The 22864-nt window shown below is 50.0% G+C and carries 22 protein-coding genes; 14 read left to right on the top strand and 8 right to left on the bottom strand.

Translation table 11 applies throughout. The annotated features are described in order from the left end of the window. Positions 1–5 precede the first annotated feature (5 nt). Positions 6–614 carry a multifunctional acyl-CoA thioesterase I/protease I/lysophospholipase L1 gene (gene tesA / locus RN22_RS20485; RefSeq protein WP_046307243.1) on the bottom strand — a complete coding sequence of 203 codons (609 nt, stop codon included), beginning with the start codon at positions 612–614 and terminating at the stop codon, positions 6–8. Here tesA and RN22_RS20480 point away from each other — a divergent pair. Both RN22_RS20480 and RN22_RS20475 read left to right on the top strand, forming a co-directional pair. Further along, positions 613–1290, top strand: a complete 678-nt coding sequence (locus RN22_RS20480) for an ABC transporter ATP-binding protein (protein ID WP_002541299.1) — start codon at positions 613–615, stop codon at positions 1288–1290. The two genes, tesA and RN22_RS20480, sit on opposite strands and share 2 nt — an antisense overlap. Continuing rightward, positions 1287–3707, top strand: coding sequence for an ABC transporter permease (locus RN22_RS20475; RefSeq protein WP_046307241.1), 2421 nt, complete (start codon positions 1287–1289; stop codon positions 3705–3707). Before RN22_RS20480 ends, RN22_RS20475 begins: the two co-directional genes overlap by 4 nt. 64 nt (positions 3708–3771) lie before the next feature. Here RN22_RS20475 and RN22_RS20470 read toward each other — a convergent pair whose 3' ends face one another. Then, complete coding sequence (locus tag RN22_RS20470) at positions 3772–4665, bottom strand: TIGR01777 family oxidoreductase (RefSeq protein WP_046307239.1); 894 nt, start codon at positions 4663–4665, stop codon at positions 3772–3774. 248 nt (positions 4666–4913) lie between these two features. On the opposite strand from RN22_RS20470, the gene RN22_RS20465 reads away from it, so the two are divergent. From RN22_RS20465 to RN22_RS20450, 4 genes are read left to right on the top strand one after another with little or no spacing between them, the layout of a single operon-like run. Further along, complete coding sequence (locus tag RN22_RS20465) at positions 4914–5648, top strand: DUF1538 domain-containing protein (protein WP_046307237.1); 735 nt, start codon at positions 4914–4916, stop codon at positions 5646–5648. After that, positions 5645–6451, top strand: coding sequence for a DUF1538 domain-containing protein (locus tag RN22_RS20460; protein ID WP_002541304.1), 807 nt, complete (start codon positions 5645–5647; stop codon positions 6449–6451). Before RN22_RS20465 ends, RN22_RS20460 begins: the two co-directional genes overlap by 4 nt. Further along, on the top strand, positions 6451–6801 hold the full coding sequence (locus tag RN22_RS20455) for a P-II family nitrogen regulator (RefSeq protein ID WP_002541305.1): 351 nt from the start codon (positions 6451–6453) through the stop codon (positions 6799–6801). The genes RN22_RS20460 and RN22_RS20455 overlap by 1 nt, the downstream gene beginning before the upstream one ends. Beyond that, positions 6798–7193, top strand: coding sequence for a CBS domain-containing protein (locus tag RN22_RS20450; protein ID WP_046307235.1), 396 nt, complete (start codon positions 6798–6800; stop codon positions 7191–7193). The genes RN22_RS20455 and RN22_RS20450 overlap by 4 nt, the downstream gene beginning before the upstream one ends. A 33-nt stretch (positions 7194–7226) precedes the next feature. Here RN22_RS20450 and RN22_RS20445 read toward each other — a convergent pair whose 3' ends face one another. From RN22_RS20445 to metN, 5 genes are all read right to left on the bottom strand, one after another. Next, positions 7227–7502, bottom strand: a complete 276-nt coding sequence (locus RN22_RS20445; protein WP_002541307.1) for a SelT/SelW/SelH family protein — start codon at positions 7500–7502, stop codon at positions 7227–7229. Then, positions 7499–8263, bottom strand: coding sequence for a sulfite exporter TauE/SafE family protein (locus tag RN22_RS20440; protein WP_002541308.1), 765 nt, complete (start codon positions 8261–8263; stop codon positions 7499–7501). Before RN22_RS20440 ends, RN22_RS20445 begins: the two co-directional genes overlap by 4 nt. Before the next feature lie 133 nt (positions 8264–8396). Beyond that, entirely contained in the window at positions 8397–9209 is an 813-nt protein-coding gene (locus RN22_RS20435; protein ID WP_002541309.1) for a MetQ/NlpA family lipoprotein, read from the bottom strand. A 58-nt stretch (positions 9210–9267) separates the two neighbouring features. Then, positions 9268–9960, bottom strand: a complete 693-nt coding sequence (locus RN22_RS20430) for a methionine ABC transporter permease (RefSeq protein WP_046307232.1) — start codon at positions 9958–9960, stop codon at positions 9268–9270. Next, a complete protein-coding gene (gene metN / locus RN22_RS20425) occupies positions 9950–10984 on the bottom strand; it encodes a methionine ABC transporter ATP-binding protein MetN (RefSeq protein ID WP_002541311.1) in 1035 nt (344 codons plus the stop codon). The genes RN22_RS20430 and metN overlap by 11 nt, the downstream gene beginning before the upstream one ends. Before the next feature lie 358 nt (positions 10985–11342). Between metN and RN22_RS24885 the strand changes: the two genes are divergently transcribed. The 7 genes from RN22_RS24885 (at position 11343) to RN22_RS20390 (ending at position 19572) form a co-directional block, all read left to right on the top strand. Then, complete coding sequence (locus RN22_RS24885) at positions 11343–11678, top strand: hypothetical protein (RefSeq protein WP_082111448.1); 336 nt, start codon at positions 11343–11345, stop codon at positions 11676–11678. 150 nt (positions 11679–11828) lie between these two features. Continuing rightward, on the top strand, positions 11829–13244 hold the full coding sequence (locus RN22_RS20415; RefSeq protein WP_046307228.1) for a PepSY domain-containing protein: 1416 nt from the start codon (positions 11829–11831) through the stop codon (positions 13242–13244). Between the two features lie 332 nt (positions 13245–13576). After that, positions 13577–14686, top strand: coding sequence for a TRAP transporter substrate-binding protein (locus RN22_RS20410; RefSeq protein ID WP_046307226.1), 1110 nt, complete (start codon positions 13577–13579; stop codon positions 14684–14686). A gap of 87 nt (positions 14687–14773) precedes the next feature. Next, positions 14774–15340: a TRAP transporter small permease subunit gene (locus tag RN22_RS20405; protein ID WP_002541315.1), complete on the top strand. Its 567-nt coding sequence runs from the start codon at positions 14774–14776 to the stop codon at positions 15338–15340. Beyond that, entirely contained in the window at positions 15337–16716 is a 1380-nt protein-coding gene (locus tag RN22_RS20400; protein WP_046307224.1) for a TRAP transporter large permease subunit, read from the top strand. Before RN22_RS20405 ends, RN22_RS20400 begins: the two co-directional genes overlap by 4 nt. A gap of 273 nt (positions 16717–16989) precedes the next feature. Then, positions 16990–18831, top strand: coding sequence for an FG-GAP repeat protein (locus tag RN22_RS20395; RefSeq protein ID WP_231590942.1), 1842 nt, complete (start codon positions 16990–16992; stop codon positions 18829–18831). A gap of 93 nt (positions 18832–18924) precedes the next feature. Further along, the gene (locus RN22_RS20390) at positions 18925–19572 is read left to right on the top strand and encodes a LysE family translocator (RefSeq protein WP_197076328.1); all 648 of its coding nucleotides are present in this window, start codon (positions 18925–18927) and stop codon (positions 19570–19572) included. A 14-nt stretch (positions 19573–19586) separates the two neighbouring features. Here RN22_RS20390 and RN22_RS20385 read toward each other — a convergent pair whose 3' ends face one another. Further along, a complete protein-coding gene (locus RN22_RS20385; RefSeq protein ID WP_002541319.1) occupies positions 19587–20687 on the bottom strand; it encodes a two-component system response regulator in 1101 nt (366 codons plus the stop codon). Between the two features lie 165 nt (positions 20688–20852). Between RN22_RS20385 and RN22_RS20380 the strand changes: the two genes are divergently transcribed. Continuing rightward, positions 20853–22864 (top strand): ATP-binding protein (locus RN22_RS20380; RefSeq protein WP_052737577.1); only part of this gene is annotated, 2012 nt, incomplete at its 3' end.

Genomic DNA, 22864 nt, shown 5'->3' with positions numbered 1-22864 from the left:
TTGTTTTATCCTTGCTCTTTGATGTGTGGAAGCATCTGTTCTGCCATAAACTCTGCAATCCAAGGCTGCGCGATGTCTTTAGGGTGCAGACCATCTGACATCATCCAGCCTTCGGTTAAAACCACCTTCTCCATGAAGAACGGAATGAGTGGAATTTGCATTTCTTTACTTAATTCCGGATAGATATCAGCAAAAGCCTTGCTGTATCTTTGACCATAGTTAGGTGGGATCTGGATCTGCATTAACATCACCTGCGCGCCATTTTCCTGGCTTAAACTGATCAATTCGGACAGGTTATTGCGTATCTGCTTGGGTGGGAATCCTCGCAGTCCATCGTTAGCACCCAGTTCAATCAGCACGTAGTCAGGTGAATGCTGTTCAAGCAAGGCTGGCAGTCTGTCGAGACTGTTGCCAGAAGTATCGCCGGAAATGCTGGCATTAACGACGGAAGTGATCTTGCTGGTTTCCGTCAGCTTAGGCTCAATCAGGCTGGGCCAGCTTTTCTCAATCGCCATCTGGTAGCCAGCGCTAAGGCTATCGCCGAGTACAAGAAGCGTCTGCGCCGCGGCGCTATGACTGATAATCAAAAGACAAAAAGAAAGGATGCGAATCATGACAACTCCAGTGATCAGGGCCAGTAACGTCTCTAAAACAGTGACGACGAATGCACAGTCTCTGACCATTCTGCAGGATGTTTCCCTTCAGGTCGAGCAGGGCGAAAGTATTGCTTTAGTTGGGGTTTCCGGCGCAGGAAAATCCACGCTTATGACATTGCTTGCTGGTTTAGATACACCGTCGGCCGGCGAAATTGAGCTTTTGGGCAAGCCTTTAAGCCAGCTCGATGATGATGCCAGAGCAGCCCTTCGGGCCGAGTCTATCGGTTTCGTTTTCCAAAGTTTCCTGCTGGTACCTTCCCTGACCGCATTGGAGAATGTGCTTCTTCCTTGTACCATTCGTGGTGATGATGAAGACGAAGAACGGGCGCTTGAGCTTCTGGCGTCGGTCGGGCTAAAAGGGCGCGAAACCCACTTACCTTCCCAGCTTTCTGGCGGTGAGCAACAACGTGTGGCGATTGCCCGCGCTTTTATGACACGCCCGAATGTTCTGTTCGCCGATGAACCAACTGGTAATCTCGACCAGCATACCGCAGCAACGGTCATCGACCTGCTTTTCTCGCTCAACCGTGACCACGGCACCACCTTGATCCTTGTGACGCATGACCCGGCACTGGCAGAGAAATGCCACCGTACCTTGCACCTTAACGCAGGCGAACTGGCGGGGGCTGCATGAGAAAAACTCTTGTCTGGCGCTGGGCTTGGCGCGAACTCTTCCACGGACAGCTTTGGCCTGTCGTTGCGGCACTGGCACTGATTATCGCCTGTGTGTTTGCATTGTCTGCATTGGCAGGGCGTATTGAATCTGTTCTGACTCAGCAAGGCCGTTCCATGCTGGCCGCTGACTTGGTGCTGAGAAGTAATCAGCCTCTGGCACCGCAAACACTGCAAAACTTTGACAGTATTGATGTTGAGCGCTCTGACCAAACGCGTTTTGGCACCATGGCATTCAGCGACAATGAAATGCAGCTCATCAGCGTGAAAGCGGTAGAAAGTAACTATCCGCTTCGTGGCGCTTTGGAGTTGGAAAGTGCGGATGCGATGCAAGACAGCGTCAAACCCGGTGAACTTTGGCTGGAAGAACGTCTGTTCACGCTACTTGATGTGGGTTTGGGCGATAAAGTTGATGTGGGTGATTTAACCCTCACAGTCAGCGGTAAAATCATTTCTGAGCCTGAGCTGTCCTTTAATCCGTTCAGCCAAATGCCGGCGGCGATGATGCACTTGAGTGATGTCTCTGCAGCAGGTGTCGTGCGTCCGGGAAGCAGGGTGAGTTATCGCTATTTCTTCCGTGGTGACAGCAGTGACCTTGAAGCAGTAAAGACCGCTTATACGCCGATCGACGGACAACGTTGGATCGATGAAAATACCGGGGATCGCACGGGCGACATGCTGGATAGGAGTCGCGGTTACCTCTCTTTGACTGTGGTGTTGGTCATCATTATGGCTGCGGCCACCTTACTCCTGACTTGTCAGCATTATGTGGATAGCCGTACCCAGACGCTTGCCATGGTGAAAAGCCTTGGTGCACAGCGCAGTTGGGTGAGACGTTGGCTTGGTAGACAGCTCCTCATGCTGATGCTGATGGCAACTGTGCTTGGCTTGGGTTTCGGTGCTGCGCTTGAATATTTGCTGCGTTTACCGCTGGCAGATGTGCTTCCGTCGCCTTTGCCGAGTTATGGGTATCTGCCTTGGGTGCTCGGTCCTATGGTGGCTTTGCTGGTGGCACTTCCGGCACTGGGTATTCCTCTGATTCGGTTGATTGAAGCGCCTGCTATGAGTGTGTTGCAGGAACAAAGTGCCGTGCGCGCGCGGAAGAATCCTTGGAGTTGGTTACTGGCAGCAGTGCCAATTCTTGCGCTGGTGGCATGGTCATACGATAACCGTTTGCTTTGGCTGGTATTGGCGGCCTTGGTGGTGATGCTCAGCCTTCTGGCGGCGATTGGCGTAATGGTACTGAAAGTCGCGCAGAAACGCGTTAAACAGCCTGCATTCAAACTGGCGCTCAGCCGAATAACACGAAATCCGGCATCAAGTGGCGCGCAGCTTGGCGCGTTAGCAACGTCATTCATGCTGCTTTCGATTATCTGGTTGCTTCGTACCGACTTACTTGCCGATTGGCAGCAAACCCTGCCACAGAACGCTCCGAATGTGTTCGCGCTGAACATCGCGAAAAGCGAGTTGGATGATTACGTCGGCAGGCTGGATGCGAACAATCTGGAACGTTCGGAAGCCTATCCGATTATCCGAGGTCGTTTGGTTGGTCTGAATGGCCAGCGTTATGCTGACTTGACGCCAGACAGGGAAGAGCGGGATGAAGCGCTTCGTCGCGAGCTCAACTTCACCTGGCGCGACACCTTGCCAACCCATAACGAAGTGCTGGAAGGCTCATGGCCAAGCGAAGGAGGGGTTTCAGTTGAATCCGGCATTGCAGAAAGGTTGGGGCTTCGCCTTGGTGATGAGCTGACGTTTAACGTCAACAGTCAGGAATTTACGGCGGAAGTGAACTCGATTCGTGATGTGGAATGGCGCAACATGAAGCCCAACTTCTACTTCATTTTCGACCCTGCATTAGTGGAGAACTTACCTGCAAACTGGTTGGTCAGTTTCCGACTTGAAGATAGTCAGAGCGACATCCTCAATCAGCTTGGGCGTGACTACCAAACGGTCACACTGCTGGACTTGCGCACCATGAGTGGAAGGATTCAGGTGATTCTCAAGCAAGTGAGCCTGTCACTGTCAGTATTGGCTGGGTTGGCGGTGGCCAGTGGTTTATTGCTTCTCCTAACCCTTCTCAGGATTACCCTTGCAGAGCGCCAGCGTGAAATCATGTTGTACCGAACGCTGGGGGCGAGCAAAAAGCGCATCAACACCACGCTTTGGGCGGAATACGGCATTATGGCGCTGGTATCCGGCTGTATGGCTGTTGGTGGGGCAGAACTTGCAATGGCAGGTTTGTTGAAGTGGGGCGTTGAGCTACCGGTACGCTTGCATCCTGAGGTCTGGTTGAGCTTGCCGACATTGGCTGTTGGACTGGTCTTCCTGACAGTAGCCTGGATGCTTCGGGGCTTGTTAGAGCCGCTCAAAAAATAGCAGTCAGACAAATGAAAAAAGGCACGCATTTCAGCGTGCCTTTCTTTTCCTCAAGCGGGAGTTATCAGCGCAAAATGTTTTCCAGTGCAGGACCCACAGACGGGTACTGGAAACTGTAGCCACTGTTTTCCAGAGCTCTGGGCACTGCGCGCTGGCTGTCAAAAAGAAGCTGACCTGCTTCACCCAGCATCAGTGATATCGCAAGCTTGGGCGTAAACATAAAATGCGGGCGCTTGAGCGTTGCAGCAAGAGTTTGGCTGAACACCTTGTTGGTGACAGGCTCAGGTGCGGTCAGGTTGAAGGCGCCACGGGTATCAGCATGTTCCAATAAATGAATGATGCCACCCACCATGTCATCAATGTGTATCCACGGGAAGTATTGCTTGCCGTCACCGATTGGCCCACCCATGCCGAATTGATACGGCAGCAGCATTTTCTTCAATGCACCGCCGCTTTTACTAAGCACAATACCAGTACGTAGGATACATACCCGGGTCTTATCCGAGTCGGCGCGCATGGCGATTTTTTCCCAGTTCGAGCAGACAGAATGCGCGAAATCGGTAGCATCAACCGTGAGTGATTCGTCAATGATCTTGTCACCTTGATCGCTGTAGTAGCCAACCGCAGAGCCACTGATAAAGGTATGAGGCGGCGCATCGGCTTCTAAAATGCGCTGCACCAGTTGTTCTGTAATCCCCCAACGGCTGGCGCAGATAATCCCTTTCTGCTGCTCGCTCCATCGCTTATCAACGATAGGTTCACCTGCAAGATTGATGATCGCATCAAACTGACTGAAGTCTTCAATCTCGTCGATGTTTTTTATCAAGTGCACCTTCGATGGCAAAACATGACGTGCTTTCTCTGGCGAACGGGTCAGTACGGTGATTTCGTGATGTTCGAGCTTGGGGATCAACGCGCGTCCGATAAGTCCGGTTCCGCCTGTCACGAGAATCTGCATGAGGATCATCCTAGTTGGGGTGTTACTAAACAGTATGCATTCAATCGGTTATTTGATCAGCCCGATGGTGAAGTTAATGAAGAAATTCACGAAAACCTTGTTAGCTTTATCACCCTATAGACATTGTGGATTGGCAAATTTCTATACACTGACTCAGGGTTAAATTAACTAACTCCTCACCGCAATTTCATCAATTGGCGCATTTATCGTGCCGGGCTTTTCGTCTGGGCGTTTTCTCTGGAGAGAGTGTGAAGGGACTTACCGCATTGCTGACCTCAATGCTAGGGAGCTTGAAGGATCTACTTCCTATCATTCTTGTGATCGGCTTTTTTCAAATCATTGTTTTACAGCAGCCTTTGCCGGATTCACTGTCCATCTTAATTGGACTGGTGTTGGTCGTGATGGGGCTGACTTTCTTTGTTTTCGGTCTGGAAATGGGGTTGTTTCCCATCGGCGAATCTATGGCTCACTCACTGGCGCGAAAAGGCAGTGTTTTCTGGCTGGTGGTGTTTGCTTTCTTGTTGGGGTTTGGAACCACCATCGCTGAACCCGCTTTGACGGCGGTAGCTGCTGAAGCAGCAGAAGTTGCCGCTGAAGGCGGTATGATTGCGATGACCGAAGAAGCGCAATCTTCCTATGCCAATGGGCTTCGTATCACGGTCGCACTCTCTGTAGGCTTTGCCATTGTGCTTGGCGTGCTGCGTATTCTAAAAGGCTGGCCCATTCACCGCATCATCATCGGCGGCTACATTCTGGTGGTGATCATGACGGCATTCGCGCCGCGCTACATCATCGGTATTGCCTATGACTCAGGTGGCGTGACCACATCGACCATCACTGTGCCTTTGGTGACTGCGCTAGGCGTTGGACTTGCCACTGTGATTAAAGGACGCAACCCCATGGTGGACGGCTTTGGCTTGATAGCTTTTGCGTCGCTCTCGCCAATGATTTTCGTCATGGTGTACGGGATGGTGGCAACATGAATGTATTGTCTACCCTCATTCCGACCTTTATCGACACCTTACTCTCGACCATTCGGGATGTGATTCCGATTGTCTGCATCATTTTCGGTTTTCAGTTTGCCGTGCTGCGAAAACCGGTTGTGAATCTGAAGAAAATCCTCTTTGGCTTTATCTACGTCATTCTTGGTTTGTCATTGTTCTTAATGGGGTTGGAGATGGCGCTCTTCCCATTAGGTGAATCGATGGCCGTTCAGCTGACGGCACCCGCATTTCTGTTTGGCGAAGGAGAGAGCATTCCCGAGAACTTCTCCTGGCAGCACTACTATTGGGTTTACATCTTCGCCGCAGCCATTGGTTTCAGTACCACAGTGGCCGAACCTTCACTCATTGCGGTTGCTATCAAAGCGGAGCAGGTTTCTGGTGGGGCAATCAGTGTGAATGGTTTACGTTTCTCAGTGGCAATTGGGGTAGCGATAGGCATTTCCCTTGGCTGCTATCGCATCGTGGCTGGCGATCCGATTCATTACTACATCATTGCCGGATACGTGGTGGTGGTGATTCAAACCTTCTATGCCCCGAAATTTATCGTGCCGCTGGCTTATGACTCCGGCGGTGTGACGACGTCGACGGTGACCGTGCCTTTGGTTACCGCCCTTGGCCTGGGACTGGCTTCGACGGTTCCGGGCAGAAGCCCTTTAATTGATGGCTTTGGCTTGATTGCCTTTGCCAGTTTGTTCCCGATGATCACTGTCATGGGATACGCGCAGTTAACAGAGTGGGCGGCGAAACGCGGCACCACCGAAGAAAATACGAGGGAATCATAATGCGATTCAAACTGATTGTAGCCTTCATTGAGGACTCTAAAACCGATGCGGTTTTGGACGCCGCCAGAACGGCAGGAGCCACAGGTGCGACAGTGATTAACAATGCGCGAGGGGAAGGATTAACGAAAAAGAAAACCTTCTTCGGATTAACCCTCGATGTTCAGCGGGATGTCTTATTGTTTTTGGTAGAAGAACATTTAGCTCGCTCCATTCTTGAAACGATCAATGAGGTGGGGGAGTTTGATGCGTCATCAGGAACAGGTATTGCGGTGCAGCTAGACGTAGAAGATGCCGTTGGGGTAGCGCATCAAGTGCAGGAATTGAGCAGCAAGATTGAGGATGAGTTATGAAAGTGACCAAAAGAGTCTGCGATGTTATGAAGGACGACTATGCGCTAATTGATGGACTGACGACGGTTGCCGAAGCGATCCGTATTGCCCGTGATAAGGAAGTGAAAGCACTCATCGTGAAAAAGCGCGATGAAGACGATGAATTTGGTCTGGTATTGATGAACGACATCGCCAAGAAAGTGCTGTCACAAAATCGCTCGCCGGAGCGGGTAAACGTCTACGAAATCATGACCAAACCGGCTCTTCATGTGGCACCGGACATGAACGTTAAATACTGTGCCCGTCTGTTTGAACGATTTGGTATCAGCCGTGCGCCAGTGATTGACGGTGGTAAAGTGCTGGGCGTGGTCAGCTACAACAGCATTGTGATGTACGGTATGCTGGCTGACTAAAATGTCAGCTGGCATACTCGTTTGAAGCGCAGGTTAACGGTCGACGTGCCCCAGATCTCGGTCTGGATCGAACACATCGCGAACGCGTTGTTTCAGCACTTTGGCTTCAGGAAAACCGCCGTCTCGCTTGCGCTCCCAAATCAATTCGCCATTGCAGTGAATTTCAAACCTGCCACCTGTGTCGGGGTGCAGGGTTAAACTCTCCACTTCCTCGCTAAAGGTGGAAAGCAACTCCTGAGACATCCAGGTCGCGCGCAACATCCAGTTGCACTGGCGGCAGTAATAAATCTCGATATTGACTTTGTTCATAACACGCCCCACAAAAGCTTGATACCTACTGCAAAGGTCAGCAGCTCAAACGCAATTTTTATCATCTTGTTGCTGTATTTGTCGGCGAGGTAAGCACCGAGGTAACCACCTAAAATAGAACCCACCAGGAGTGCAGGGATCCACGGCCAGTAAATCTCCGCGCCGGCAATTGCCAGTGTTGCTGCACCCAATCCGTTCCAGAATATCCCTACGCTCACCAAAGTCAGTGCGACAGCCTGCTTGTAATCGAAGCCAAACCAGCGAACCAAAAACAGTGTGACGAACAGACCTGTGCCCGCGGTGAGGGAACCGTTCAGCAAGCCGATTGCGCTGAGTCCTAAGCAACCTAGAACCATGCCCATCGTATCGCGGTGTTTGGGCTCTGCTTCCTGCCCGAGTGTTTTGCGCATCCGTGAGTAAACACCCAGCAAGATGATGAACCCACCCAGCAACCCTTCGGCTAAAGGACCCGGAACAAAAAGAATGAGATTGGCACCACCGATCACCCCGGCAGCGCCAGCCAATGTCACGTAAAGAGTGAGTTTAGGGTCGAGGTTGCCACTACGCCAATGCTTGAGCGCCGCACCAAGTCCAAGCGCCACAGAGGCCACTTTGTGGGTTGCCAGTGCAACAGAAAAGCCGAGACCGAGAAATAACAACAGGGGAAGTTGTAAAAGCCCCGCACCGCCGCCAGCCAAAGAGGCGAGGGTATTGGCAATCAGGGAGCCAATGAAAAGGCCAATGGTAGAGAGAAAGTCCATGTTCGCTCAAAGTCATCCGTTGTGGAAATGCAGTGTATCAGGTTGTTAGCGTCAACAGGCCTCAATAGATAGAAAAAAGCCTGTGAAATTTCACAGGCTTCTTAACATCACTTAATGATCAGAGGTGGGCAAATTACCAGCCTTTTACCGCGCCGCCATCAAAGATTTCAGAGGCTGCGTTGTACACTTCGTCAGTCTGGTAAGACTGCACGAACTGTTGCACGTTTTGCGCAGTCACATTGTTAGCACGGGCAACAATCAGGTTGACGTATGGAGACTCTTTGTCTTCAACGAAGATGCCGTCTTTCTCTGGTGACAGGTTGATTTCGCTAGCGAAGGTGGTGTTGATGATTGCCAGTGAAACATCTTCCAGAGAGCGTGGTAGTTGAGCGGCTTCCAGTTCTACGATTTTCAGGTTTTTAGGGTTCGCCGTGATATCCAGAACTGTCGCTTTCAGGCCCGCTTCGTCTTTCACTTCAATCAGACCTTGTTGCTCAAGCAGCAGCAGTGAACGGCCAAGGTTGGTTGGGTCGTTAGGTACAGCGATCTGTGCGCCGTCTTCCAGCTGCTCAACAGAAGTCACTTTGGTTGAGTAACCAGCAATTGGGTAAACCAGCGTGTTACCCGCGATTTCGAACTTGTAACCGCGGTCAGAAATCTGCTGGTCAAGGTATGGCTTGTGCTGGAATGCGTTTGCATCGATTGAGCCTTCATCCAGCGCGGCGTTTGGCGTGACGTAGTCAGAGAAAGTCACCAGTTCAACATCCAGGCCGTATTTCTCTTTCGCAACTTTTGCTGCGACTTCAGCCACTTGCTCTTCAGCACCGGCAATAACGCCAATTTTTACTTTCGTCAGATCAACCGTCTCTTCCTGACCACAGCCGGTCAGAACCAGAGTAGAAGCAAGGCCAACAGCTGCAGCAATTTTCTTGAGTGTAAAAGTCATCACGTATCTCCTTAAAATTCAGAATTTCCATTTATCCGGATGGTGTCCCATCCGTTTTTTATCTGTGGTCAACCCGCTTCACGAAGTAGTCGCCAGCTGACTGAATCATTTGTACCAATATCACCAGCATCACCACGGTGATCAGCATGACGGTGCCGTCAAATCGTTGGTAGCCGTATCGGATACCCACATCGCCCAGACCGCCACCACCTACGGCACCTGCCATGGCGGAGTAGCTCACCAGCGTTACGAAGGTAATGGTTGCGCCGTTCAATATGCCCGGCAGCGCTTCTGGCAGAAGGACTTTGCGGATAATTTGTAGTGGTGTTGCACCCATTGCCTGAGCTGCCTCGACCAAACCTGACGGCACTTCCAGCAATGCACCCTCAACCAGACGGGCGATAAACGGAATCGCACCGACAGTGAGGGGAACAATCGCTGCACCTGTACCGATAGACGTTCCCATGATGAAGCGTGTAAAGGGGATGATGGCGACCAGCAAAATAATGAAAGGGATTGAGCGGCCAATATTGACGATGATGCCAATGGATTTATTCAATGCCGCGTTTTCCAACAGGCCGCGAGGCTTGGTGAGGTGCAGCAGCACTCCCAAAGGAATACCAAACAGGAAACCAATCGCACCGGAGACAAAGACCATGGTGAGGGTCTGGCCCAAAGCATCAATCAACAGGCCAACAAGGCGTTCGTTTTCAGCAAACCAACCTGAAACAGCAGCAATATTAAGCGACATAGCCCAGCACCTCGATGTTGATGTTGTGATCTTTCAGGTAAGTCAGCGCGTGGTTGACGTTCTCTTCGTCGCCAAAGAACTCAGCCAGCATCAGGCCAAATTTCACGCCGCCAGCGTAGTCCATGTCAGAACTCAGGATGCTGATGTCGATATTGAACTTTCGTGATACCTGGCTGATAAGCGGGGCATCGACACTGGCGCCAGTGAACTCAAGGCGAACCAGTGGCGGTAAATGACCATCACTCTGAGGTTGTAGCCGCTCTTCGTAATCCTGCGGGATGGAAAGATCCAACGTGGCACGGATAAAGGTGCGTGCCAGTTCTGTTTTCGGATGAGCGAAGATATCACCCACAGGACCTTTCTCTACCAACTCACCGCCACCAATGATTGCCACTTCGTGACAGATGCGCTTCACCACGTCCATTTCGTGGGTGATGAGAAGAATGGTCAAACCCAGCTTCTGGTTGATGGTCTGCAATAGATTCAGGATGGAGTGGGTCGTCGCCGGATCCAATGCGCTGGTGGCTTCGTCACACAGTAGTACTTTTGGGTCGCTTGCTAACGCGCGCGCAATGGCCACACGCTGCTTTTGACCGCCGCTGAGATTCGAGGGATAGCTCTGGTGTTTATCGCTCAGACCGACCAAATCCAGCAGCTCAGTCACTTTGCGTTGAATATGTTGTTTATCTTTGCCTGCTAGTTCCAGAGGAAGTGCCACATTGTTAAACACAGTGCGGGAGGAAAGCAGGTTGAAGTGCTGGAAAATCATACCGATTTTCTGGCGCTCACGGGTCAGTTCCGATTGAGACAGAGCGGTGAGTTCAACGCCATCGACAACGACTTTCCCGGAGGTTGGGCGTTCCAGCAGGTTGACGATGCGGATCAGCGTACTTTTACCCGCACCTGATGCACCAATAACACCAAAAATTCTGCCCTGTGGAATATGGAGGTCAATATCGAGCAGGGCATGGATCGTCTGATCACCCTGTTTGAACTCCTTGTTAACCTGTTTTATTTCGATCATAGGCCTTCCTGGACAAAAATCGTGTTAATAAAAGGTAAAAAAGATAGCGATTGTTATGGGGTTTTTGGAGCTATCTGGTGTTTGATGCTATTTATTGTCTCAAAATAAGTCAATAGATATTTTTACGGCTAGACGTCTAAACGTATATTGTGGGGATAAGTGATTGATAAGGGATTTGGGAATGGCTTGAGCTGGTAGGAATACCCAATCTTTGCGGGCTTGTAACCTGTTTTTTAACTCACCTCACATCAATTGCTTTCTTTTCATACTGACTCACTGCATCAATACACTTAGTGATATATATTTTGTGGCTTATATTCACAAGCAGGATGGGTATGTGAGGGCGTCATTTAAACGAATGATGTTGTTGGCAAGCGCCTTAAGTTGGGTGCTGGTCTCACTGATGCCTGTGATAAATGCCCATGGCAGCAATGCTGGCGTCTGGGAAACACTCTGTACTGTTAATGGCTTTAAGCTGGTTCAGGTTGAAGGGGAAGAAACCAGCGGTGAAGGAAAGCATCACGGAAAGCCTTGTCCGTTCAGCCATTTCTCTTTTAGCCATCACCTTACACTCACCGCCACAGACACTCATACTCACGTAAAATTCGTGGGGAATCAGCACTACTCTTTATTGGCTCAAAGGGTAAAGTTTGAATCTCCCATAGCCCGCGCCCCACCTTTCTCACTCTCATAATCTCCAAGCCCACATACAGCTGTAGTTGCTGAGGGCCGGAGTGTTCTAAAACAAAAATAATTAGGGCGCTTAGCCCACTGAGTAAAGTCATCTATCAAAATGCACTGCGTGTTTTGCGGTGTGTTTGCTTATGAGAAAGGAAAACTAACCATGGTTAGTGAAACCAACACAGCGGCTGCGCCTGCCCAAAAAGCGCGATATTTCACTGCTTGGCGATGGCACTTCTATGCCGGACTTTTCGTTATTCCCTTTATGTTGATGCTGAGTATTACCGGTCTTGTCATGCTGTTTGATGATGAGATTGAATCTGCACGCTACGGAGACATGTTCACGGTTCAGGCCAGCGGACAACCAATGCAACCTTCTGAACAGCTCAATGCGGTAAATCAGGCGTTTCCAGAAGCCACGGTGACGCAATTTATTCCAGCGCGAACCGCAGATACTGTCAGCCGTTTTTCCATTCAATTACCAAGCGGTGAAACCCGTTTTGCCTTAGTGAACCCGTATACAGCGGAAGTGACAGGGACAATCGACCGCAGCGACAGTTGGTATGAGCTGGCGAACGATATTCACGGCACACTACTTATTGGTGACTTAGGTGATCGACTGATTGAAACTGCCGCCAGTTTTATGATTCTGCTTTTGGTGTCAGGGATTTACCTCTGGTGGCCGAAAGACGCGGCAAGCCGAGCTGGTTTTCTTAAGATCCGAACCGACAGCGGTTCGCGCATTTTCATGCGGGACTTGCATGCCAATCTTGGTGGTGCTTTATCCGTGGTATTACTGCTGTTTGTATTGTCTGGTCTTGCCTGGGCGGGTATCTGGGGCGGAAAAATTGTTCAGCCTTGGGGCAGCTTCCCAGCTGAACGCTCTAAAAACGCGCCTGAATCGGTGATCACCCATAAGATGCTTAATCATGGCTCTGAAGAGGAAATGCCCTGGAACCTCGAGCAAACGCCAGTACCGAGCTCTGATCACGGTGGTCATGGCGCACCTGAGCCCAACGTGGAACGTAAGTACTCTGCGGATGTGAGCATCGATCAGGTTGTGACCTTGGCTAAGGAAGTGGGTTTTACCCACTATAAGCTGAAGTTTCCGAAGTCGGATACAGGGGTATATACCTTGTCGGCGAACACCATGAGTGGGGATATCACCGACCCAACGCAAGACAGAACCATGCACATAGACCAATACAGTGGTGAAGTGCTGGCAGATATTACCTTTGCAGATTACAACTGGATGGCAAAAGCAATGGCGGCAGGGATTGCATTGCATCAGGGGGATATCAGCATCATCAATAAAGCGCTGAATGTATTCTTCTGTCTTGCCTTTATCGCCATATCGATCACCGGTGGTGTTATGTGGTGGAAGCGCCGTCCGAACGGTTCACGCAAACTGGGAGCGCCACCTGTCGTGGCTGGTGGTGGTTTTTGGGTGGTCGGAGCGACAACCCTGATTGCCATCTGTCTGTTGTTTCCGCTCGCTGGCTTGTCAGTGGTTGCAATTTTATGCATCGATTGGCTTATCTTCCGACGTGTGCAGAGTTTGAAACAAGCTTTTAGTTAACAAAATTGAGCCCCTGAGAATAGGGGCTTTTTTGTACATTTTAAACAAGGTGAAATCCCTAAAAACAGTGCGTGGTAGCACGCAATTAGGAGGCTACATAGGGAGTTATCTATCAGAAGGTTAAATAAAACCTGATCATTGTTTGACCGACTTCAAACTACCTTGTGATGAAGCTACTTGCCTAGGCGCATAATGAGTAAAGTTATTGCAACATCTCGTTAACTGCATAGTTAGTGAGATAGCCACGGATTGAACAGGCAGCCTGCACCTATCTTTTGCAACTTTCCGCGTTGCCTGTTGTTACCGCCATTTCGAGCAAGGAGACTGAAATCATGTTGAAACGTCGTTCGTTCCTCGCCACCGCCGCAGTAGCACTCAGTGTGTTCATGGCAGGTTGTGGTGAGCAAAAGCAGGAAGCGGCAGCTGATGCTGCACCCGCTGCGCAAGAAAAAGTAACCTGGAAAATGGTCACCACCTGGCCGAAGAACTTCCCTGGTTTGGGAACGGGCGCAAACAACCTGGCTGAGCTGATCACTGAAATGAGTGACGGTCGCCTGGAAGTGAAAGTGTACGGTGCCGGCGAACTGGTGGGTGCACTGGATGTGTTTGATGCAGTATCACGTGGTACTGCCGAAATGGGCCATGGCGCTGGCTACTACTGGAAAGGTAAAGCGCCGGCAGGTCAATTTTTCGCAGCAGTACCATTTGGTCTGACCGCGCAGGAAATGAACGGCTGGATCTACAACGGTGGTGGTCTGGAACTGTGGGCGGAAGCTTACGAACCATTCGGCATCATCCCTATGCCAGCGGGTAACACTGGCGTACAAATGGGTGGCTGGTTCAACAAAGAAATCAACCAAATCAGTGACCTTGAAGGCCTGAAAATGCGTATCCCTGGTCTGGGTGGTGAAGTGTTGAAGCGTGTAGGCGGTACGCCTGTCCTGCTGCCGGGCGGCGAAATCTTCCCATCTCTGCAATCTGGCGCGATTGACGCGACTGAGTGGGTAGGTCCATACAACGATTTGGCATTTGGTCTGCACAAAGCGGCGAAGTACTACTACTACCCAGGGTGGCACGAGCCAGGTACAACGCTGGAAGCGCTGATCAACAAGCAAGCATTTGAGAAGCTGCCAAAAGATCTGCAATCTATTGTTCTGGCGGCAACCCGTGTAGCGAATGCCGACATGCTGGCTGAATTCACTGCACGCAACAACGCAGCGCTGGAAAGCCTGGTGAACGAGCACAAAGTTGAACTTCGTCCATACCCACAAGAAGTGCTGACTCAACTGCAGGCAGTGGCTGATGAAGTGGTTGCTGAGCAGGCAGAAGTGGATGAAATCAGTAAGAAGGTTTACGACTCTTACAAATCATTCCGCGATCAGGCAATTGACTGGCATGCCATTTCTGAGCAAGCCATGCTGAACGCCCGTAACCCGCAATAATGTTGAACAGGCAGCATCATCCGGTGCTGCCTTTTTCAATATCCTCATAAAAACAAAAGCCCTAAGGGCTTAAGTAAGAGTTGTAGTATGGAAACCGCTTCTCCTTTTCTGATTTCCCTGATTAAAGGGATCAATCGATTCAGTGATTGGACGGGTCGCTTCGTTTCCTGGTTCGTGTTGGCAATTGTGCTTATCACCTTCGTGGTGGTGGTGATGCGTTATGTGTTTAACACGGGCTCAGTGTTTATGCAGGAGTCCGTTCTCTATTTTCATAACTACGTGATTATGCTGGGTGCCGCTTATGCGTTGCTCAAAGGCGCTCACGTTCGCGTGGATATTTTCTACCGCCCAATGTCTGACAAGAAAAAAGCATGGGTGGACTTGTTTGGCTTTTTACTTTTATTGCTTCCTACCTGTGTGTTTATTTTCTATATCGCTTGGGATTATGTGGCTGCATCATGGTCGATCATGGAAGGTTCTCAGGAAGCCGGCGGCGTAGATGCCCGCTATATCTTTAAAACCAGCATTCTTATTATGCCAGCGCTTGTGCTGCTCCAAGGCTTTGCGGAAGCGCTGAAAGCACTACTAACGCTGACAGGTCATCAGGACTTGGCGAAGCAGTTGGAAGAACATGATGAGGAGCACGCACTATGACCGAGTTCCTCGCACTGTTTCTTTTCCTGTTTACCTTCGGCGTACTGCTGGTGGGCTACCCTGTCGCATTTACGCTGGGTGGTTCGGCGTTGTTATTTGCCTTTATCGGTGCAATCACAGGAACCTTTGATCCTGCGTTTCTTGAAGCCATTCCCAACCGTATTTCCGGCACCCTTTCTAATGAACTGTTAGTGGCCATTCCCCTGTTCGTCTTTATGGGTGTGATGCTGGAGAAATCTAAAATCGCAGAAGACTTGCTCGATACCATGGGGCAGGTGTTTGGCGGATTAGCTGGTGGCTTGGGTATATCCGTCACCATCGTAGGTATGCTGCTGGCGGCGAGTACCGGTATCGTGGGTGCCACCGTGGTAACCATGGGCTTACTGTCATTACCTTCGATGATGAAACGTGGCTATTGCCCCCGTATCGCAACGGGAACGATTTGTGCCTCTGGAACATTGGGGCAGATTATCCCGCCATCGATTGTGCTGGTTCTGCTCGGCGATGTGATTTCATCGGCTTACCAACAAGCGCAGCTTGATCAGGGTATCTTCTCGCCAGAAAGCGTGACTGTGGGTGATTTGTTCCTTGGCGCGCTGATCCCGGGGTTTGTACTGGTGGGGCTGTACATTGTGTACCTGATTGGTATTGCGATTTTACAACCGCATCGAGTGCCACCTATTCCAGAAGAAGATCGTAAGGTCAGCAAAGAACTCTTCGTTCAGGTACTGACCGTATTGATCCCGCCAGTGCTTCTGATTGTGCTCGTATTGGGCTCGATCCTGACAGGTGTAGCTACACCAACAGAAGCGGCGTCTGTGGGTTCCGTGGGGGCCATCATTCTTGCGGCCAGTAAGCGCATGTTTAACATCGCTATCCTCAAGGAAGTGATGCGCACTACCACAGAAGTCACGGCCATGGTCTTTATGATCCTGATTGGTGCGTCTCTATTTGCGCTGGTGTTCCGTGGCTTTGGTGGTGACGACATTGTTCGCGACTTCCTCACTGGTCTTCCAGGTGGTGTGTTTGGTGCGATGCTGCTGGTCATGCTGGTGCTGTTCCTGTTGGGCTTCTTCCTTGATTTCATCGAAATCACTTTCGTGGTGATCCCGATTGTTGCGCCAATCCTGCTGACCATGGGTGTGGACCCCGTTTGGCTGGGTATCATGATCGCGCTGAACCTGCAAACGTCATTCCTGACGCCGCCGTTTGGTTTCTCGCTGTTCTACCTACGTGGGGTAGCGCCTAACTCCATCTCAACCATGGATATTTATCGTGGTGTGATGCCGTTTATTGCTATCCAGATTCTGGTGCTGATGATGCTGGCTTACTGGCCGTCATTGGCGACTTGGTTGCCAGAGTTGGTTTACGGCTAAGATTTGGTGTTTGCGTAAAACTGAAAGCCTCCTTCATAGGAGGCTTTTTACTGTGTATCAGTAAGACCATATTTTGCTATGGGGTATTCCATACTGCTATCTCAGCTCGAGACTTTTTGATTCAAATGTGAGCCATGTGTTTTCATGGTGGGTCTACATTTAGAGTAATACGCTTGAATATCGTCTCTTTAGTTTTTGGGAATGCTTCAGACCATTTTGATTCGCCCTCGCTGTACTCTGGCTTCCTCTCTTTTCATGCTTTTGCGTGTGGGGGTGTTGCTGACAGTATTTATGCTGACGGGTTGTCCCGACTTAGTGCTCTGGCAAGAGAGAAGTAAGCCCAAGGATGAAGCAAGCTCATCGACTTTAAGTGCCTTTAACATTATCTCGGTTTCTCCTGCCAATTCTTCTTCCCCAACTGCTTATATTGGTAGGGTGGAATTTGAGTGGGAGGCTGCAGGAGAAAATAATGAGTCCCCCATTTCCTACTCCATATGCCAGAAAGATCCCTCTGAGAGTCAAGGATGTTTGGAACTCGCGTCTGTCACCAATGCACAGAGACTGAAAGTCGATATTGGTGGAGCTCTGAGCGCTGTTCAAAGTGATTATTTTATAAGAGCCTCCCGAGGTGGATTACAGAAAGATTCAAACGAAATTTCTATTGTAAACACAGTAGCAAATCAGCTTATTGGATACATCAAAGCATCAAATGCAGAGAGTCTGGACGAGTATGGGTCATCAATTGCACTGAGTGAAGATGGCAACACGCTAGCGGTCGGTGCGGCCAATGAAAGCTCAAATGCAACCGGAGTGAATGGAGATGAAGCAGATAATTCATCAGCCAGTTCTGGTGCAGTGTATGTCTATCGACGACAAGGTGGTGTCTGGTCGAAGCAAGCATATATCAAACCCTCGATACTAGATAGTGGGGACTACTTTGGTAAGAGCGTCTCGCTTAGCGCAGATGGAAACACTCTGTCAGTCACCGCCCCAGGCGAAGACTCTTCAACGAATAGCGTCAATAGCGATGCTTCTGACAATAGTGGAGATGGCAATGGTGCAGCTTACGTCTTTCGGTATTCAGCTGGTGCTTGGAGCCAGCAAGCTTACATCAAGCCATCCAACTCGGGTTCGAGGGATGCGTTTGGGAATTCTGGCCAACTGAGTGGGGATGGTAATACGTTTGCAGTATGTGCAAGAAATGAAGACTCAAATGCGATGGGCATCGATGGTGATGGCTCCAACAATTTGGCTTCAAATTCGGGAGCAGTTTATGTTTTTCGGTTTGATGGCAGTCATTGGGCTCAAGACGCTTACATCAAGGCATCTAATACTGAGGAAAATGACACTTTTTGTTTTGGTTTAGCGATAAGTGGTGATGGAAACACCATTGCATCGGGCGCATGGTCAGAAGACTCAGACACCACTGGCATAGATGGAGACCAGTCAAATAACGATGCAGTTAACGCGGGAGCCGTTTATGTTTTTCGTTACGATTTGGCATTAGGGTGGCAGCAGGAATCTTACATTAAAGCCTCTAACACCGGAAATGGTGACAGGTTTGGTAATTTAGTCGATCTTAATCAGGACGGAACCGTGCTGGTTGCGACTTCGTTTTACGAAGATTCTGATGGTTCTGGGGTCAATGGCGACCAGTCCAATAATGCAGCAAGTAACTCCGGCGCAGCTTACGTGTTTAGATATAGTGCCGGAAGTTGGACGCAAGAAGCATTCATTAAAATGGAAAACGCAGACAGTTTTGACCGTTTTGGAGAGTCGGTGGCGTTAAGCGGTGATGGAGGAACGCTTGTTATTGCATCGGCAGGGGATGACTCAAACGCTATTGGTATAGATGGGGAACAAACCGATAACTCGAACACAAATACTGGCTCAGTTGCTGTCTATCGTTATGATAATTCAGTGTGGACTTTCAGCCATTACCTCAAAGGAACCACCTCAGATGATGAAGATAATTTCGGGGCTTCTATCGCCTTGAGTGAAGATGGCTCGCGTATCGCGATCAGTGCCGACCTTGAATCTTCTTCTGCCTTAGACATCAACGGTGATCCCACGGATAATAGTGCCACCAACTCAGGAGCTGTCTATCTCTTCTAGCCCCTTCAGCCATGTTGATTTTTGGCTTAATTGGATAACTCCTTCTTGACGCTGTAACGTCTCCAGTTTCTACTACGCTTCTTTATGCTTGTTATGTCCGGAGATGAAGTGGCATCTGCAGTTGATATCGCCATGTTGGCGGTGTTTATTCCAACATTCTTTTTTGTATCGGTCACGCCGGGTATGTGCATGACCCTAGCAATGACGCTAGGCATGAGTATTGGTGTACGTCGTAGTCTTCACATGATGTGGGGAGAGTTGATTGGTGTGGGCTTGGTTTCGCTGGCATCCGTTGCTGGCGTAGCGGCGATCATGCTCAATTACCCAGAGCTGTTTGCGATTCTGAAGTATCTGGGTGGCGCATACCTGTTTTACCTTGGTGTCCAGATGTGGCTATCTAAAGGGAAAATGGCGATTCCGCAGGACTTCACTTCAAATTCAGATACGTCTCGACTGACGCTGGCAATGCAAGGCTTCGTGACTGCCATTGCCAACCCGAAAGGCTGGGCGTTTATGATTTCCCTGTTGCCACCGTTCATTAACCCTTCTTTGGCGTTGCCACCTCAGCTTTCCGTGCTGATTGGCATCATCCTGCTGACAGAGTTTGGCTGTTTACTACTTTATGCTTCGGGCGGCCGCACGCTGCGCCACTTCCTGCAAAAAAGCGGTAATGTGCGAATGATGAACCGCATCGCGGGCTCATTGATGATGGGTGTAGGTGTTTGGTTGGCTGTGGGCTGATTAATCCTCGGCGTTCAGTCTTTGTAAGTCTCTGCGATCTTTATAAAGTCTGCCTGCATTTCAAACATGATATCGACTAACAGAGGGTCGAAATGCGATCCTCTGCCTTCCCGAATAATGTCAAACGCCTCGTCGTTGGTCATTGCAGATTTGTAAATACGCTTACTGACCAACGCATCAAACACATCAGCAACCGCCATTAACCGCGCACTGAGCGGAATGTCTTCGCCAGCTAAGCCTTGCGGATAGCCAGAGCCATCCCACTTTTCATGGTGACCGTAGGCGATTTCTTTCGCTGCGCTCAGGAATGGATAATGCGCGTCTACTTCTTCCTCCGCTTTCACTATCGCGTCGTAGCCAAGTTTGGCGTGCGTTTTCATGATGTCGAATTCTTCTGCCGTCAGCTTGCCGGGTTTTAGCAAGATAGCATCTGGAATACCGACTTTGCCGATGTCGTGAAGCGGTGCGGTTTTGAACACCATGGTGACGTACTCGGGCGTCACTATGTCAGGATATTTACCACGCAGGTAGAGTTGGTCTGCAAGGATTTTTACATAGTACTGGGTACGGACGATGTGATTACCGGTTTCCTGATCGCGTGTTTCCGCCAGGCTTGCGAGTGCATTGATAGTGACATCCTGAATAACACTGAGTTCTTTAACCCGACGCTGAACTTCCGCTTCCAAAAACTCATTTTGATCATGCAGGAAGTCTTTAGACGCTTTGTTCTCTAGATGGATGCGGATGCGCGCCATCGTGATAGGCGGACTGAGAGGCTTTTTGATGTAGTCAGCTGCACCCACAGAAAAACCAAATTCCTGATCTTCCGCTTTTGACTTAGAAGTCAGGAAGATAACTGGAATATCGCCACCGCCTTTTTTGGCTTTGATCTGACGGCAGACTTCGTAGCCGTCCATGCCAGGCATGACAACATCCAAAAGAATCAGATCAATGGAAAATTTTTCAACGATAGCGAGAGCTGTTTGGCCGTTGGTTGCTGCCTTGACTTCATAATCGTTCTTGAGCATCTCGCTCACGAACACAAGATTTTCAGGCGTATCATCGACGACCAATATGGTTGCGCGTTTCTTTGCGTTGTTTTCCGGTGACACCATTTACGGGATCCTGAATCACTTTCCACTTCTTCAATCCTAGGTCTACTCTTAATAATGTTCCAATTGTGAGTCACATTATTTTAATTGAGACATGCAGTTACAGCGTGCGCACAGACGTACGGTAAAAATGTTTGTAATGTGCCAACGGCGAGCAGATCAAAACCTATGAACAACGACAGTTTTTTGGGCGTATCAGCGTTCACTGGAAAGCTTATCTCAGAACTTATTGCAAGGGCGGGCAGCGTGTTGAGCACAGCACGAGCCCGCGCTTTCGTTATGGTGGTACTCACCTTGCTGCCGATATCCGTGCGAGCGGAAAAAGATCATGGCTATCTATCTGCCACTTCGCTTCCGCCGACGGGGGAGGGGGTCAGCCTGCTGCCGCTGCTTACCGGTATCATTCTTATACTGTTAGTGATTGTGGTCCGTGGGGCTGTCACCATCAAAGGCCTGCAGGCCCAAGTCAAAGATCAGCGCCAGAAGATCCGCCAGACCGAAAAAGACCTCTCTATCGCAAAACGCTCCGCCAGCGTGGCACATCAGGCGAAGCGAGATTTTCTTTCCAACATGTCCCATGAGCTAAGAACACCCTTAAACGCCATATTGGGGATGTCTCAGTTGGCGATGGACAGTGGCCTTGAAGGGAAACAGCAACGGTATATCAAGCGCGTCATCAGTGCGGCTAACTCATTGCTTGATGCGGTCAATGAAGTGTTGGATTTCACCAATGTCAAAGCAGGTAACCTTCACATTGAATGGGTTGAGTGTAACCTCGAAACTATCCTGACACCGGTGGCAGACACCCTGGGCGAACGGGCTCAGGAAAAAGATGTGCTGTTTTGCGTCAACCTCGATATGGCGATTCCAAAGATTATAGATGCGGACTCTGTGCGCCTCACTCAGGTGCTCATGGCGTTGGGTGATAATGCGGTGAAGTTTACCGACAGCGGAGAAGTCACACTCTCTGTCACGCTCGAATCCTGTCGGGACTCTGACGTTAAAATACGCTTTACGATTCGTGACACCGGGGTTGGGATCCGCAGAAAGGATTTGGATAACCTTTTCCAGCCTTTTTCGCAGTCAGACAATTCCTCATCGCGGGAGCATGGTGGTCGTGGACTGGGATTAACACTGGCCCGTGAATTGGTGTCGCTGATGGGAGGCGAGTTGCAGGCTGATAGCCGCTTGGGGGAAGGCAGTGTATTTTCCTTCACGCTGCCTTGTCAGTCCGGGCTGCGTGAAACCTCAAAACTCGGTGGAGCCTGGGCGCGTTCGCTTACGGCCAAAAGCGTACTCATCGTGTCGCCAAATTCTACCCTCCGCAACAACATGAAAGAGCCACTGGTTTTTGCTGGTGCCAATGTCAGTCAATGCCGGGATGTCGACGACATTGAGCACAGCAAGCAGAACATCGAGCGCGGGGTTTATGAGCATGTTGTCGTGGACTGGGATCTGATTACACCAGAGATGAAATCCAGTATTTCAACCATATTCAATAGCCTGTCACGAGCTCAATCCGTCCTTCTGCTTTGCGGAAAGAAACACTGTTTGGATATTCCTGATGCTAGACCGAACTTCGCGTTCAACTGGGTCACCATGCCTGTGCTTCCATCGAAATTTATGCGTTCGTTGACGGAAGAAGTACGCACCATCAAACCGATCAAAAATGGTCGCCAAGACCTGCCAGAGCTGGAGCTGGAAGATGTTCCTGAACATGAAATGGCCATCAGGGATAAGGTCGTGTTGTTGGTTGAAGATAACCTGATCAATCAGGAAGTGGCACTGGGAGCGATGGAAACCTTGCCAATCAGTGTGCTGGTGGCAGACAACGGTGCAGAAGCCATTGAGATGGTTAAAGAACATCACGTTGATTTGATCTTGATGGATATGCAGATGCCGGTGGTTGATGGGGTGTCCGCAACCAAGACCATTCGTCAGGAGCTAGGCATGAAAACCTTGCCGATACTTGCTATGACGGCAAACACGGATGCCCACGACGTGGCAGCGTGTCGTGAAGCGGGGATGAACGAGCATCTTGCCAAACCCATCAACTTTGAATTATTGCACGCCAAACTAATAGAGTGGCTTTCGAAAGATGCACCGGAAGAGAAGAAATCTGAGGCACCGCTTGAATCGGTTGTGGTTTCATCATCTACAGAACCAGAACCAGAACCAGA

This window comes from Grimontia sp. AD028 (assembly GCF_000973155.1).
In the GTDB taxonomy this organism is placed as follows: Bacteria; Pseudomonadota; Gammaproteobacteria; order Enterobacterales; family Vibrionaceae; genus Enterovibrio; species Enterovibrio indicus.
The sequence above is the reverse complement of the archived record's forward strand: the minus strand, read 5'-3'. Positions and strand labels throughout refer to the sequence as shown.